This window comes from Nocardioides sp. zg-1230 (genome assembly GCF_013155335.1).
Classification (GTDB): domain Bacteria; phylum Actinomycetota; class Actinomycetes; order Propionibacteriales; family Nocardioidaceae; genus Nocardioides.
Window position 1 is genome coordinate 258,105 of sequence record NZ_JABJQZ010000005.1, and the last position, 15,670, is coordinate 273,774.

Annotated in this window: 7 protein-coding genes; 4 read left to right on the plus strand and 3 right to left on the minus strand. The window is 71.3% G+C overall.

The features are described 5' to 3' along the window. Window positions 1–75 precede the first annotated feature (75 nt). Window positions 76–4,986 carry an ExeM/NucH family extracellular endonuclease gene (locus tag HOO61_RS17090; protein WP_172260626.1) on the plus strand — a complete coding sequence of 1,637 codons (4,911 nt, stop codon included), beginning with the start codon at window positions 76–78 and terminating at the stop codon, window positions 4,984–4,986. A 153-nt stretch (window positions 4,987–5,139) separates the two neighbouring features. Further along, entirely contained in the window at window positions 5,140–7,476 is a 2,337-nt protein-coding gene (locus HOO61_RS17095) for a bifunctional UDP-sugar hydrolase/5'-nucleotidase (protein ID WP_172260628.1), read from the plus strand. 69 nt (window positions 7,477–7,545) lie between these two features. Here HOO61_RS17095 and HOO61_RS17100 read toward each other — a convergent pair whose 3' ends face one another. Further along, window positions 7,546–9,312: a glycoside hydrolase family 15 protein gene (locus HOO61_RS17100; RefSeq protein ID WP_172260630.1), complete on the minus strand. Its 1,767-nt coding sequence runs from the start codon at window positions 9,310–9,312 to the stop codon at window positions 7,546–7,548. 18 nt (window positions 9,313–9,330) lie between these two features. Here HOO61_RS17100 and HOO61_RS17105 point away from each other — a divergent pair, with 18 nt between their 5' ends. Continuing rightward, window positions 9,331–9,831, plus strand: coding sequence for a CinA family protein (locus tag HOO61_RS17105; protein WP_172260632.1), 501 nt, complete (start codon window positions 9,331–9,333; stop codon window positions 9,829–9,831). An 83-nt stretch (window positions 9,832–9,914) separates the two neighbouring features. Then, a complete protein-coding gene (locus HOO61_RS17110) occupies window positions 9,915–10,226 on the plus strand; it encodes a helix-turn-helix domain-containing protein (protein ID WP_172260634.1) in 312 nt (103 codons plus the stop codon). A 33-nt stretch (window positions 10,227–10,259) separates the two neighbouring features. Here HOO61_RS17110 and HOO61_RS17115 read toward each other — a convergent pair whose 3' ends face one another. Together HOO61_RS17115 and HOO61_RS17120 are read right to left on the minus strand one after the other, a co-directional pair. Next, a complete protein-coding gene (locus HOO61_RS17115) occupies window positions 10,260–11,051 on the minus strand; it encodes an Fpg/Nei family DNA glycosylase (RefSeq protein ID WP_172260636.1) in 792 nt (263 codons plus the stop codon). After that, the gene (locus HOO61_RS17120; protein WP_172260638.1) at window positions 11,044–15,594 is read right to left on the minus strand and encodes an ATP-dependent helicase; all 4,551 of its coding nucleotides are present in this window, start codon (window positions 15,592–15,594) and stop codon (window positions 11,044–11,046) included. The genes HOO61_RS17115 and HOO61_RS17120 overlap by 8 nt, the downstream gene beginning before the upstream one ends. Window positions 15,595–15,670 lie beyond the last annotated feature (76 nt).

Genomic DNA, 15,670 nt, shown 5'->3' on the forward strand with positions numbered 1-15,670 from the left:
CTTCGTCGGGATCAAATGTCGGTGCGATGGGTCAAGATGCCTCGGTCACATCAACCCTGAAGACTCGGAGCACCCATGCGCGCACCGCTCCCCTCGCCGCGTCGTATCGCGGCAGGAGCTGGTCTGGCTGTCCTGGCAGCCGGACTCACCCCGATAGCAGCAGCACCTGCGAACGCTGCCAGCACAGATCTCATCATCAACGAGGTCTATGGCGGTGGAGGTTCGACCTCGACGTCGGCTTCCTACAAGGTCGACTTCGTCGAGCTCTACAACCCCACGGCGTCCGCCGTGCCCCTCAAGGGCCTGAGCCTGCAGTACCGAAGCGGCGGCTTCACCAACACCGGGTCGGCGGCCGTCCTCGCGCTCCCGAACGAGGTGGTCCCTCCGCAGAGCACGTATCTCGTCCAGACCTCGCCCCGGGTCAACTGCTCGGGTGCGGTCTGCGGCGGCGGGGAGCTTCCGACGCCCGACTTCGAGGCGTCCACGACGGTCCTGAACATGTCCGGCTCCAACGGGCAGGTGATCCTCGCTACGGGCACGACCGCGGTGACGGCCACCGGGACCAGCATGCACACCGTTGCGAACGTGATCGACTTCGTCGGTTACGGAACGGCGACCTCCTCCGAGACGGACAACACCGGTGCATCTCTCTCGACGACCACGTCGGCATCACGTGCCACGGCCGTAGATCGAGACAACAACCGAACTGACTTCGCCGCACCGGGAGCACCGAGCCCAACCGCAGCCACCGGTGACACCACCGGCCCCGTCGAGGAGCCCAGCGACGGCGAGGCCACCATCGCCGAGATCCAAGGGACGGGCGCGGCCTCGCCGCTCGACGGCGAGGAGGTGACCACCCAGGGCGTCATCACCGCGATGTACCCCGGCACCTACAACGGCTTCTTCATCCAGACCGGTGGCACCGGAGGTGCGACCGACGCCACCCCGGGCGCCTCCGACGCGGTCTTCGTCTACGGCGGCTCCGGATTCAGCAACGCCCAAGGCCTGAAGATCGACGACTCGGTCGAGGTGACCGGCACGGTCTCGGAGTTCAACAACGCCACCCAGATCACCGCCAGCGCCCCGGGCGCCGTCACGGTGCTCGACACTCCGCTCGCCGACGTCACCGCGCTCGAGACGGCGTACCCGACCACCGCTGCGGACCGTGAGGCGCACGAGGGCGAGCTTCTGGCCCCGACCGACACCTTCACGGTGACCAACGTCTTCAGCACCAACCGCTACGCCGAGATCGGTCTGGCCACGGGCGACAAGCCGCTCATCCAGCCCACCGAGGTGGGCGCGGTCGGCACCGACGCCTACAACGCGCAGGTCGCCGACAACGCCGCACGTGCGGTCACCCTGGACGACGGGGCGAGCATCGACTTCCTGCCGTTCGGCGGAGGCGACAACCAGGACATCGCGCTGCCGTGGCTGACCCGCGAGCGCTCCATCCGCGTCGACGCCAAGGCGACCCTCGTCGCGCCGGTGATCCTCGACTACCGCAACAACACGTGGAAGTTCCAGCCCACCGAGCAGGTGACCGGCGACGGTTCCGCGGTGGCGACCTTCGAGGACACCCGCGCCCAGGAGGTGGAGCCGCGCGACGTGGGCGGCGACATCCAGATCGGCACGTTCAACGTCCTGAACTACTTCCCGGTGACCGGGCACGCGTTCGAGAAGCGGGGTCTCGGCACCTGCACCTACTACCGGGACCGCGACGACGACCCGGTCGGGGTGAACTCGTGCACCAACAACGGTCCTCGTGGTGCTGCGGAGCTCGGTGACCTCGAGCGCCAGCAGGCCAAGATCGTCGAGGCCATCAACACGATGGACGCCGACGTGGTGAGCCTCGAGGAGATCGAGAACTCCATCAAGGTCGGGGAGACCGACCGGGACTCGGCCGTGCGCCAGCTCGTCGCGGCGCTCAACGCCGACGCGGGCACGCGACGCTGGGCCTTCGTGCCCTCGCCGTCGGCCTCGGCGCTGCCGCCCCTGGCCTCGCAGGACGTCATCCGCACCGCGTTCATCTACGACCCCAAGGTCGTGAACACGGTCGGCGCCTCGAAGGTGCTGGTCGGTTCCACCGCCTTCAACAACGCCCGCCAGCCGCTCGCCCAGGCCTTCAAGCCGGTCGGCGCCGGATCGGACGCCGCCTTCGCGGTCGTGGTCAACCACTTCAAGTCCAAGGGCGACAGCGACCCCAAGGCCACCGGCGACAACGCCAACGGTCCGCAGGGCGCGTTCAACGGCGACCGCACGCGGCAGGCCCAGGCGCTCGCCGACTTCGCCGACGCCTTCGCCGCCGAGCGCGGGCTGGAGGAGGTCTTCCTCACCGGTGACTTCAACGCCTACTCCGAGGAGGACCCGATGCGGGTCCTCGCCGACAACGGCTACTCGATCATCGAGTCGTCGCAGGAGGGTGACTACTCCTACAGCTTCAGCGGCCTCTCGGGCTCGCTCGACCACGTCCTGGGCAACGACGCCGCTACGGCACTCGTGACCGACGCCGACGTGTGGGAGATCAACGCCGACGAGTCCGTCGCCTACCAGTACAGCCGCTACAACTACAACGCGACGAACTTCTTCAAGCGCGACGTCTTCGCCTCGTCCGACCACAACCCCGAGATCGTCGGGATCGAGGCTCCGGGCGGAACGCAGACGGAGATCAACCTGCTCAACATCAACGACTTCCACGGTCGTATCGACAACAACACCACGAAGTTCGCGACCACGGTCGAGCAGCTCCGCCAGGAGGGCGGCGACGCCAAGACGCTCTTCCTCTCGGCCGGCGACAACATCGGTGCGTCGCTCTTCGCGTCCGCGATCCAGGACGACGACCCGACCCTCGACGTGCTCGACGCGCTCGACCTGGACAGCTCCGCGGTCGGCAACCACGAGTTCGACCAGGGCTTCGCGGACCTGACCGACGACGTCATCCCGGACGTCGACTTCTCCTACCTCGGTGCCAACGTCTACGAGGAGGGCACCACGACCCCGGTGCTCGACGAGTACGACACCTTCGAGGTCGGCGGGGTCACCGTCGGCGTCATCGGCGCGGTGACCGAGGAGACCCCGGCGCTGGTGAGCCCCGGCGGCATCGAGGACCTGTCCTTCGGTGACCCGGTGGAGGCCGTCAACCGCGTGGCAGCGCAGCTGTCCGACGGCGACGACACCAACGGCGAGGCGGACGTCATCGTCGCCGAGTACCACGAGGGTGCCGGCGCCGGCATCCCCGACGGCGCGACGCTCGAGGAGGAGGTCGCCGAGGGTGGGGCCTTTGCCGCCATCGTCAACGACACCACCGCCGAGGTCGACGCCATCTTCACCGGTCACACCCACAAGCAGTACGCGTGGGACGGCCCGGTGCCCGGCGAGGCCGGCCGCACCCGTCCGATCCTGCAGACGGGGTCCTACGGCGAGAACGTCGGCCAGATCAAGCTGACCGTCGACCCCGCGACCGGTGACGTCGTGTCCTACACCCAGCGCAACGTCGCCCGCGCGGCGGCAGCCGATCTGAGCCTGACGCGCGTCAAGGAGGTCGACACGATCACCACGGCCGCGCTGGACTACGCAAAGGAGATCGGCAACCGGCCGGTCGGTCGCATCGCCGCCGACATCACGACGGCGTACAGCGGTGGCAACCGTGACGACCGGGCGGCGGAGTCGACGCTCGGCGACCTGGTCGCCAACGCGCTGCGCGACGGAGTGGCGGACTTCGCCGAGCCCGACCTGGGGCTGACGAACCCGGGCGGACTCCGTGCCGACCTGATCTACGCCGGCAACACCAGCAGCAACCCGGCCAACACCAATGGTGTCGTCACCTTCGCCGAGGCCAATGCGGTGCTGCCGTTCAACAACACGGTCGCGCTCGTCGACCTCACCGGTGCGCAGCTCAAGCAGGTCATGGAGCAGCAGTGGCAGACCAACGCGGACGGCACGGTGTCCTCGCGTCCCTACCTGCAGCTCGGGTTCTCCGACAACGTGCAGGTGGTGGCCGACGAGTCGCAGCCCGCGGGCTCGCGGATCGTCTCGGTGCGCATCGACGGCCAGCCGCTCGACCCGGCGGCGACGTACACGGTCTCCACGCTGTCGTTCCTGGCACAGGGCGGTGACAACTTCCGGGCCTTCACCGACGGGAGCTACGTCGACACCGGCCTGCTCGACGCCCAGCTGTGGCGCGACTACCTTGCCACCGGCACGGAGGCGGAGCCGCTGGCGCCGGACTTCGCGCGGCAGCAGGTGTTCGCGGACGGCCTGGGGGCCACGCTCACGGCCGGGGAGACCAGCACCTTCACGCTGGGACGCCCGACCGGAGACACCGTTGCGCCGATCACCGGGACGACGCTCGACCTGACGTCACTGGGCAGCCCGGCCAACACCACGGTGGTGGCGACCCTCGTCGACGGCACCTCGGAGACCGAGCTCGGCACCTTCCCCGTCACCAACGGCATCGCCTCGGTGACGCTGGACGTGCCGGCCGGCGCCGATGGCGCGATCGTGCGCCTGGTGGCCGAGCCGAGCAGGACGACGGTCGACGTCGCGGTAGTCGCACCGGGCACGACGACCCCGCCGACGACCCCGCCGACGACCCCGCCGACGACCCCGCCGACGACCCCGCCGACGACCCCGCCGACGACGCCGCCGTTCACCCCGCCCGGCCCTCCGCCGGTGACCCCGCCGGTCACCCCGCCTGCGGTCGAGAAGGTGGAGCCGACCCTGAAGTCCGTCCAGGCCAACGGCGAGGTGGGCGAGAAGGTCCGCTTCAAGGTGAAGGTCAAGGCGGGCGACGAGAGCGCGTCCGGCTGGATCAAGGTGCGCCGCAAGGGCAGCGACAAGGTCTACCGGTTCAAGGTCAAGGACGGCGTGGCGATCGTGAAGCTGCCCGCCTTCAACCGGGCCGGGACCAAGAAGCTGGTCGTGCGCTACCTCGGCGACGACGCGGTCAAGCGCGACAAGATGGTGGTGAAGCTCAAGATCAGGTCGTGACCTGACCACCGGCTGCACCATCGCCACGGCCCCCGTCCTGCTCGTCAGGACGGGGGCCGTTCGGTCAAATTCATGACGATTTCGTCGGGTAAGGGTCGTACGACCCGGGCTTAGGGTGATGTATTCCCCCCACCCTGTCGAAAGGTCAGACTCGTGCCAGCATCACGGACCGGTCGCAGACTCGCTCTCGCGACCTCATTGACGGGGCTGCTCGCCGCGCCCCTCGCCGTCATCGCCACGACAGCCCCGGCCCACGCTGTCCCCGTCGACATCCAGATCCTCGCCACCAACGACTTCCACGGCCGTCTCCTGCCCAACGGCGGGGAGGCGGGCGCCGCCCAGTTCGCGGGCGCCGTCGCCCAGCTCGAGGCCGACCACGACGCCACAGGCCCGACGATCTTCGCGGCCGCCGGCGACCTGATCGGTGCCTCGACGTTCGAGTCGTTCATCCAGAAGGACAAGCCAACCCTCGACGCGCTCAACCGGGCCGGGCTCGACGTGTCCGCTGCGGGCAACCACGAGTTCGACCAGGGCTGGGGCGACCTGGTCAACCGCGTGATGGCGCCCTTCGACGCCACTGCCAACCCCTACGGCGGAGCCCTGTGGCAGTACATCGCCGCCAACGTGCGCAAGCGGTCCGACAACTCCTACGCGCTCCCCGACATCACCGCCCGCACGCCGGACCCGGTCGACTCGTCCAACGGCGGCACGTGGACCACGACCGTCGACGGCGTGGAGGTCGGCTTCATCGGGGGCGTCACCGAGGAGCTCCCGAGCCTCGTCAGCCCGGCCGGCATTGCCGACGTCAGGGTGAGCAGCATCATCAACGAGACCAACGCCGCTGCCGACGCCCTCAAGGCGGCCGGTGCCGACCTCGTGATCCTGCTGGTGCACGAGGGTGCGCCCACCACCGCGCTCGCCGACGCCCAGAGCACCAGCAACGCGTTCGGCCGCATCGTCAACGGCGTCGACGGTGACGTCAGCGCGATCATCTCGGGCCACACTCACCTGGCCTACAACCACACCATCGGCGGGCGCCCCGTCGTCTCTGCCGGGCAGTACGGCACCAACCTCAACAAGCTCGTCTTCCGGGTCGATCCGGACACCGACCAGGTGAGCGTCGTGAGCCAGGAGATCGTGGCCGCCAACAGCGTGGACGTGACCGACCCGACCGCCGTCGAGACGAGCGAGGACGTCCAGGAGATCGTCGACGAGGCCGTCGCTCGCGCCGAGGTGCTCGGTGCGGCGCAGCTCGGCTCGATCGCGGGTCCGTTCGACCGGGCACGTCTCTCGACAGGCTCGGAGAACCGCGGTGGCGAGTCCACCCTGGGCAATCTCGTGGCCGAGGTCCAGCGCTGGGCCACCTCGACGCCCGAGGCCGGAGCCGCGCAGATCGCCTTCATGAACCCCGGAGGCCTGCGCGACGACATGCGTGGTCTGCCGGGCGGCTATCCCGCGCGGGTGACGTACAAGCAGGCGGCCGTCGTCCAGCCGTTCGCCAACACGCTGGTCAACATGAAGATGACGGGCGCGCAGATCAAGACGCTGCTCGAGCAGCAGTGGCAGCGCGACGACAAGGGCGCGGTCCCGACCCGGCCGTTCCTCCGCCTCGGCGTCTCGAAGGGGTTCTTCGCGACCTACGACCCGACCCGCGCCGAAGGCAACCGGGTGACCGGGATGTGGCTCAACGGCGTGGCGCTGCAGCCGACCACCCAGTACTCGGTCACGGCGAACTCCTTCCTCGCGGCCGGTGGCGACAACTTCCGCGCCTTCAACCTCGCCACCGGCAGGCGCGACACCGGAAAGATCGACCTGCAGGCGATGGTCGACTACATGGCCGCGTTCGCCTCGAGGACGCCGCTGCCGGTCAACACCTACCAGCAGCACGTCCACGCCACCTGGCCCGCCGGCGCGCGGCACTTCTATCGGCTCGGCGAGAGGGTCGAGCTCAAGCTGGCATCGCTCGCCATGACCGGACCCAACGACCCGAAGGACGGCAAGCTCGACGTCAAGATCGGGGAGAAGGCGCTCGACCCGCAGCCCGTCGTCAACGCCCTCGGCACCGCCGTTTTCGACGACTACGGAACCAGCGCCGTGTCGGCGAAGATCAAGGGCAAGGTGCGGACCGGCAAGCAGCTGATCACCTTCACCGGACCCACGACGGGCACGACGTTCTCGCTCCCGATCGACGTCCGCAAGGGCAAGCCGGAGCTCAAGGTCCGCACCAAGCCCGGGCGGATCATCGCCGACGAGACCCGCACGAGGGTGAAGATCAAGCTCACAGCCCTCGGCATCACGAAGGTCCACGGCAAGATCGTCGTCAAGGCCGGCGGCGAGAAGTACAAGGTCAAGCTGAAGAAGGGCAAGGCCTTCGTGAGACTCGACCGGTTCGCCAACACGGGCAAGAAGGTCATCAAGGTGAAGTACAAGGGGAGCCGCAAGGTCCGCGGCACCACGGAGTTCACCAAGATCAAGGTCCGTCGCGGCTGAGTCGTCCCGGGCCCGGGCCCGGACCCCGCGGCCCTCGTCCTGCTCGGCAGGACGGGGGCCGCGCGCGTGTCAGCGCAGGGCGAGGGCCGCCTGCACGAGTGCGAGGTGGCTGAACGCCTGCGGGAAGTTGCCGGCCATCCGGCCGTGGGTGACGTCGTACTCCTCGGAGAGCAGCCCCACGTCGTTGGCCAGCCCGCACAGGCGGTCCATCAGCTCGAGGGCCTCTTCGCGACGGCCGGCCATCGCCAAAGCCGAGACCAGCCAGAAGGAGCACGCGAGGAACGGGTGCTCGTCGCCCGCGATCCCGTCGACGCCCGTCTCGGTGCGGTAGCGCAGCAGCAGGCCGCCCACGTCGAGGTCGGCCACGACGGCGTCGATCGTGCCGAGCACGCGGGGGTCGTCGCCCGGCAGGAACCCGACCAGGGGGATGGTGAGGAGCGAGGCGTCGACTGCGGTCGTGTCGTAGTGCTGGGTGAAGGTGCCCCGCTCGTCGTCGAACCCCTTGTCGAGGATCTCCTCGCGCACGCGGTCGCGCAGGTCGCGCCACCGGTCGACCGGACCGTCCAGCCCGTGCTTCTCGACCGCCTTCACCGCACGGTCGAAGGCCACCCACACCATCACGCGGGAGTGGGTGAAGTGCCGCTGCGGGCCGCGGATCTCCCAGAGCCCGTTGTCGGGCCGGTCCCAGTGGTCGGCGAGCTCGTCGACGAGGGCGCGCTGCAGCGCCCACGAGTTGTGGGTCTCCTCGAGACCGGCGTCGCGGGCCAGCTCGAGCGCGATCATCACCTCGCCCAGGACGTCGTTCTGCCGCTGGCACACCGCGCCGTTGCCGATCCGCACCGGCCTGCTGTTGGCGTAGCCCGGCAGGTGCGGAACCTCGCGCTCGGGCAGCTGGCGGCCGCCGTCGATCGTGTACATGATCTGCAGGTCCGCGGGGTCGCCCGCGACGGCGCGCAGCAACCAGTTGCGCCACTCGAACGCCTCGCCGTCGTAGCCGGAGCCGAGCAGCGACTCCAGGGTGAGTGCCGCGTCGCGGAGCCAGCAGAAGCGGTAGTCCCAGTTGCGCTCGCCGCCGAAGTCCTCGGGCAGGGACGTCGTCGGTGCAGCGACGATCCCGCCGGTCTCGGCGTGGGTCATGAGCAGCAGGGTCAGCAGGCTGCGCTGGACGAGGTCCGCATGCGGGACGTCCCTGGGTGCACGGGCCGACCAGGCACGCTGGCGGTCCGTGGTGGCGTCGATGCGCTCGTCGATCGCCAGCGGTTCGGGCACGTCGCGCCACGAGCGCACCCACGTGGTCGAGAAGCTCACCTCGTCGCCCGCCGACAGGTCGAGCTCGTGACTGTGGTGGCCGTGGTGGCCGTGCGGGAGGTGCGGACCGCGGAGCACGAACTTGTCGGGCCCTGCCACGGCCACCACGACCTCCTGGCCGTGCGCCTGCTCCCGGCTCACCCAGGGGCGCACCAGGCCGTAGTCGGCGCGCACCACCCAGTCGTGGCGGATACGCACCGTCCCGCGGGTGCAGGTGAGACGGCGTACGACGTCCGCGCGGCCGTCGCCGACCGGCATCACGTCGAGCAGCACCACCTCGCCGTCGGCCGTGGTGAAGGTGGTCTCCAGGCATGCTGTGCCGTCGACGTAGCGCCGGCTCGTCGCGAGGACCTCGTCGGCCGGGGCGAGGAGCCAGCGGCCGTTCTCCTCGGTGCCCAGCAGCGCGGCGAAGCAGGCGGGGGAGTCGAAGCGCGGCAGGCACAGCCAGTCGATCGACCCGTCCTTGCCGACGAGTGCCGCCGTGCCCCGGTCGCCGATGAGTGCGTAGTCCTCGATGGGGAGCGCCATGCGGCTAGTGTCGCCGACATGTGGTCAGGCCAGCCGGAGGGGAGCGTGGCCGCGCGCGTCCTCGACGCCCTGGCCGCACGCGGGGAGACGCTCGCGACGGCGGAGTCCCTGACCGGCGGCCTGCTGGCGGCGCGGATCACCGACGTGCCGGGGGCCTCAGGAAGCTTCGTCGGGGGCGTGGTGTCGTACGCCACCCGGGTCAAGGTCGCGGTGCTCGGCGTGCCGGACGAGCTGGTCGCGCAGCACGGCGTGGTCTCGGAGCAGTGCGCGATCGCGATGGCCCACGGCGTCCGGGACCGGCTCCAAGCCACCTGGGGTCTGGCGACCACCGGTGTGGCCGGCCCCGACCCGCAGGAGGGCCGGGCGGTCGGGACCGTGTGGGTGGCACTCGCCGATCGGGCAGGAGCGACGGCGCGCCTCCTCGACCTCCCGGGCGATCGGGCGGCGATCCGGCAGTCGACGTGTGACGCAGTTCTCGGGCTGCTCGAGGAGCACCTGCAGGCCCCGAAGTCGAGGTAAGTCGGCGGGAAGAAGGAGCCCTCGGGTAGCGTTGGGGCTGAGACTTCTCCTCAACCGGACATTCCGAGAGTAAGGACTCGCGCATGGTGCTCTTCCGACGACTGCTCGGTGACGTGCTGCGCAGTGCGCGGATGCAGCGCGGGATGACCCTCCGGGAGCTCTCGGCCGAGGCCCGGGTCAGCCTGGGCTACATCTCCGAGATCGAGCGGGGCCAGAAGGAGGCGTCCTCCGAGCTGCTGGCGTCGCTGTGCCAGGCGATGGACCTCCCGCTGTCCGACGTCCTGCGCGACGTCGCCGACGCGGTGTCGATCGAGGAGGCCGCCGTCGGCCTGGTCGCGAGCACGCCGATCCGCACGGCACGTCCGGCCGGCGACGTGGTCGCCTCCGCGGCCTGACCCGCTCAGCGCTCCCAGCGCGCCCTCAGCGGGTCAGCGTTCGGGCTGGCAGCTGGGACACCAGTAGGCCGCGCGCTCGCGGCCCGGCTCGCCGAGCATCGTGACCTCGATGGGCGTGCGGCACCGCCGGCACGGTGACCGGTCGCGGCGGTAGACCCACATGCGCTCGCGCTCGCGCAGGTCGCCGGTGGTGGTCTGGATCGCCCTCTCCTTGTTGACCTCGAGCATCTGCCTGCCCCGCCGCACGAGCCGGGGCAGCTGGTCGACGGTCGAGACGGCACTGGCCGGGTGGACGCCCATCGTGAAGCAGAGCTCGGCCATGTACATGTTGCCGATGCCGGCGAGGTTGCGCTGGTCGAGGAGCGCCTGGCCGATCGGTCGGTCGGGCTCGTCGCGGAGGTTGGTCACTGCGCGCTCCTCGTCCCAGTCGGGGCCGAGCAGGTCGGGCCCGAGGTGGGCGACGAGGCCGGCCTCCTGCTCGCGCGGCACGAGCTCGACGATGCCGAGCTGGAAGCCGACGGCCTTGCGGCCCTCGATGCCGAGCACGAGCCGGACCTGGGTGTCGGGGCGACGCCACCGCTCGCCGTCGGGGTAGACGTGCCACGAACCCTCCATCTTGAGGTGGGTGTGGACCGTCCAGGCCCGCTCGTGGTCGATGCGCGTGAGGAGGTGCTTGCCGCGCGACAGGGTGCGGATGACGGTGCCGCCGCGGAGGTCGACGGTGGCGAAGGCCGGCACGCGGAAGTCGGTGACGGTGAGCCGGTGACCGGTCAGAGCGCGGTCGAGCTTGGCTGCGGCGCGGTAGACGGTGTCTCCCTCAGGCACGCAGCCTCAGTCCCTTCGGCGTGGCCAGGAAGCCCGCGGCGGTGAGCGCGAGCCGGATGGGTGTCTCGCCACCGCTGCCGATCAGCGCCTGGCCGTCGGCCTTCTCGACCGTCAGCCGGCCGAGCGCACCCCGCCGGGCGGCGTCAGCCAGCGCGGACATCGCCGGCGTGAGCACGTCGAGGTCGTCGCTCCAGGTGAGCAGCGTTCGGCCGCCGCGCTCGACGTAGACGGTGAGCGCTCCGTCGACGAGGACGACCAGCGCCCCCGCCTTGCGGCCCGGTCGGTGCCCGGCGCGCTCGGGGTCGCCGGCGTCGGGCCACGGCAGTGCGGCGCCGTAGACGTTGGCCGGGTCGGTCGCGGCGAGGGCGACGACGGACGGCTTGGTGCCGGACGTGGCGCTGTCGGGCTCGGAGAAGGTGCGCAGCCGGTCGATCGCGCCCGCGCTGCCGAACTGGGCGGCACCGAGGCCCTCGATGAAGTAGCCCCGCCGGCAGCGCCCGGTGTCCTCGAACGCGCTGAGCACCTTGTAGACCCCGGCGAAGCCGCCCGCCACCCGCTCGCTGACGACGGCGCCGCGCGTGACGACGCCGTGGCGCTCGAGCAGGTGCTCGGCGCGGGCGTGGGCGCGCCGCGTCGGGTCGCCGTCGCGCTCGGGCAGGAGCGCCCAGCGACCGGCCGTCTCCGGCGGGCCGCTGCGCACGGGCATCCGGCCCCCGGTGGTCCTGCCCAGCCGCGGCGGCGTACGACGGGTGCGGTGGGACGGCGTGCCACTGCGGACGAGGGCGCGCAGCGGGGCGAGAGTGTCGTTGGTGACCAGGCCCTTCCACGCCAGCTCCCACAGAGCCGTGCTCAGCTCGGCGTCGGACGTCGACCCGACGCGGTCGGCGAGCTGCCGGAAGAACCAGGCGCCACCGGGGTCGAGGGCGTCGAGGACCGCTCGCTGCAGGCCGTCGGGCTCCTCGCCCTCGACCTCGGGCAGCGTCAGGTGGGCCTGGTCGGCGAGGTGGAGGCTGACCCAGCCGTCGCTGCCCGGGAGCGGGGCGTGGCCGGTCCAGATGACCTCGCCGGAGGCGGTGAGCTCGTCGAGCATCGACGGCTCGTAGTCGCGGACCCGGGCGGCGAGGACCAGTGGCTCCAGGGCGCTGGCCGGCACGGGGCAGCCGGCGAGCTGGTCGATGGCGGCGACCACGCCGTCGACGCCGCGCAACGAGCCGCCCACGCGCTGCCAGGCGGGCAGGAAGCGCGCTACTGCGTCGTGCGTGACGGGCTCGATCTCCTGGCGCAGGCGGGCCAGCGAGCGGCGACGCAGCTTGCGCAGCACCTCGGCGTCGCACCACTCGGTGCCCGAGCCCGACGGCCGGAACTCGCCGTCGAGCACCCGACCGCGGTGGGCGAGGCGCTGGAGGGTCTGGCGGGCGACCGCCTCTCCCAGCCCGAGCCGGGCAGCGACCTCGGCGGTGGTGAACGGGCCGTGGCTGCGGGCGTAGCGGGAGACGAGGTCGCCGAGGGGGTCCTCGGGCAGCTGGAGGAAGGCGTCGGGCGTGCCGACCGGGACGGGTACGCCGAGCCCGTCGCGCAGCCGGCCGACGTCCTCGATCGCGGTCCACCGGTCGTCGCCGGCCATCCGCACCAGGGCGACACGGCGGTCGAGCGAGGCGAGCCACCCCTCGACGTCGGCGCCCTCGACCGACCTCACCCGGATCTCCTCGGCCGAGAGCGGGCCCACCAGGCGCAGCAGGTCGGCGACGCCCTCGGCGTTGCGGGCGCGACGGTCGGGCGCGAGCCACTGCAGCTCGGACTCGACCTCGGTCAGCACCTCGGGGTCGAGAAGCTCGCGCAGCTCGGCGCGACCGAGCAGCTCGGCGAGCAGGCCCTGGTCGAGGGACAGCGCGGCCGCACGCCGCTCGGCGATGGGGGAGTCGCCCTCGTAGACGAACTGGGCGACGTAGCCGAAGAGGAGGCTCCGGGCGAAGGGGCTGGGCTGGGTGGTGGCGACGTCGACGACGGTGACCTCGCGGCGCTGCACGCGCCCGAGCAGGGTGACGAGGGCCGGGAGGTCGTAGACGTCCTGCAGGCACTCGCGCACGGCCTCGAGCACGATCGGGAACGCAGGGTATTGGGACGCGACCTCGAGGAGCTGGGCACTGCGCTGGCGCTGCTGCCACAGGGGGCTCCGACGGCCGGGGTCACGGCGGGGGAGCAGCAGCGCGCGGGCGGCGCACTCGCGGAACCGGCTGGCGAACAGTGCGGACCCGCCGACCTCCTGGGTCACGAGCTGCTCGATCTCCTCGGGCTCGAACACGATGACCTCGCCGGTGGGCGGCTCGGCGTCGGTGTCGGGGATGCGGATCACGATGCCGTCGTCGGAGGCGACCGCCTGCCCGTCGACGTCGAACCGCTCGCGCAGGCGGGCGTTGATAGCCAGCGCCCACGGCGCGTGGACGGGCGTGCCGTAGGGGGAGTGGACGACCAGACGCCAGTCGCCCAGCTCGTCGCGAAAGCGCTCGACGACGACCTGGGTGTCGCTGGGGACGACCTGGGTGGCCTCGCGCTGCTCACCGAGGTAGGTGACGAGGTTGGTGGCGGCGTTGGTGTCGAGGCCGCGCTCGCGGACGCTCTCGATGGCCTTGGCCGGGGGCTTGGAGGCGAGCTCACGGGTGAACGCCCCGACCGCCGCGCCGAGCTCGGCGGGCCTGCCGAGCGCGTCGCCCTTCCAGAACGGCAGCCGGCCGGGGATGCCCGGGGCCGGGGTGACGAGCACGCGGTCGTGGGTGATGTCCTCGATGCGCCAGCTGGTCGCGCCGAGGGCGAAGACGTCACCCACCCGGGACTCGTAGACCATCTCCTCGTCGAGCTCGCCGACCCGGCTGGCCTTCTCGCCGACGAGGAAGACGCCGAACAGGCCGCGGTCGGGGATCGTGCCGCCGCTGGTGACGGCCAGTCGCTGGGCGCCCGGGCGTCCGCTGAGCTGGCCGGTGACGCGGTCCCACACGATGCGGGGGCGCAGCTCGGCGAACTCGTCGCTGGGGTAGCGCCCGCTCAGCAGGTCGAGGGTGGCGTCGAAGGCGGAGCGGGGGAGCTGGGTGTAGGACGCCGCCCGGGTGACCAGTGAGAAGAGCTCGTCGACCTGCCACTCCTCCATCGCGAGCGCGGCCACGACCTGCTGGGCCAGCACGTCGAGCGGGTTGGCCGGCACCGCCATCTTCTCGATGGCCCCCGACCGCATGCGCTCGACCGAGACGGCGGTCTGGGCGAGGTCGCCGCGGTGCTTCGGGAACAGCACCCCGCGGCTCACCTCGCCCACCTGGTGGCCGGCGCGACCGACGCGCTGGAGCGCGCTGGCGACGCTGGGCGGCGACTCGATCTGGATGACCAGGTCGACCGAGCCCATGTCGATGCCGAGCTCGAGGCTGCTCGTGGCGACGACGCAGGGGAGCCGGCCGCGCTTGAGGTCGTCCTCGATGATCGCGCGCTGCTCCTTGGACACCGAGCCGTGGTGGGCCTTGGCGATGATCGCCTCGGTGCCGCTGCTCTGCCCGGACTGCGCCATGACCTGCGCGGGCACCGCTGGTTGAGCAGCCGAGGAACGAGGCGTGTCGAGACCAAGGTCGTCGGCCGCCCGAGCCTCGGCCCGTTCGGCCGCGATCTCGTTGAGCCGGGCGGTGAGCCGCTCGGCCAGTCGTCGGGAGTTGGCGAAGACGATCGTCGAGCGGTGCTCCTCCACCAGGTCGACGACGTGCTCCTCCACGTGGGGCCAGATGCTCGTCGCACGGCCGGGGTCGCCGGACTCCTCGTCGTACTCCTCGGGCATCGTCATGTCCTCGACTGGCACGACGACGCGCAGGTCCCACTCCTTGGTGCTGGGTGGGGCCACGATCTCGACGGGCTGGGTGCCGCCGAGGAAGCGGGCGACCTCCTCGAGGGGCCGGACGGTCGCGCTCAGGCCGATGCGCTGGGCGGGCTGCTCGAGCAGGTGGTCGAGGCGCTCGAGGCTGATCCCGAGGTGGGCGCCGCGCTTGGTGCCGGCGACGGCGTGGACCTCGTCGATGATCACCGTGTCGACGCCGCGCAGCGTCTCCCGCGCCTGGCTGGTCAGCATCAGGAACAGCGACTCGGGCGTGGTGATGAGGATGTCGGGTGGCGTGGTGCCGAGCTTGCGTCGGTCGGTCGGGCTGGTGTCGCCCGACCGCAGGCCGACGGTGACGTCGGGGACGGTCGCCTCGAGTCGCTCGGCGGTGTTGCGGATGCCGGTCAGCGGGGCGCGGAGGTTGCGCTCGACGTCGACGCCCAGCGCCTTGAGGGGCGAGATGTAGAGCACGCGCGTGCGCCGGGTCTTGTCGTCGGGGCGCTCGGTGCTCAGGAGCCGGTCGATGGCGTGGAGGAAGGCGCTCAGGGTCTTGCCGCTGCCGGTCGGGGCGACGACCAGCGCGTGCTTGCCGGCGCCGATGGCGTCCCAGGCGCCCTCCTGGGCCGGGGTCGGGCTCGCGAAGGACGCCTCGAACCACGCGCGCGTGGGCGCACTGAAGCGGTCGAGGGCAGTCATGCCGTGCAGTCTTGCACCGGGGTCCGACAACGACCCCGCCCTGAGGGCGGGGAGCCGGAGTTCTTCCGGCGAGAAG

Bases quoted from the DNA above. Each gene is read 5' to 3' on its own strand.
- HOO61_RS17090 (WP_172260626.1), top strand. From the start codon at position 76: ATGCGCGCACCGCTCCCCTCGCCGCGTCGTATCGCGGCAGGAGCTGGT.
- HOO61_RS17100 (WP_172260630.1), bottom strand. From the start codon at position 9,312: ATGGCGCTCCCCATCGAGGACTACGCACTCATCGGCGACCGGGGCACG.
- HOO61_RS17105 (WP_172260632.1), top strand. From the start codon at position 9,331: ATGTGGTCAGGCCAGCCGGAGGGGAGCGTGGCCGCGCGCGTCCTCGAC.
- HOO61_RS17110 (WP_172260634.1), top strand. From the start codon at position 9,915: ATGGTGCTCTTCCGACGACTGCTCGGTGACGTGCTGCGCAGTGCGCGG.
- HOO61_RS17120 (WP_172260638.1), bottom strand. From the start codon at position 15,594: ATGACTGCCCTCGACCGCTTCAGTGCGCCCACGCGCGCGTGGTTCGAG.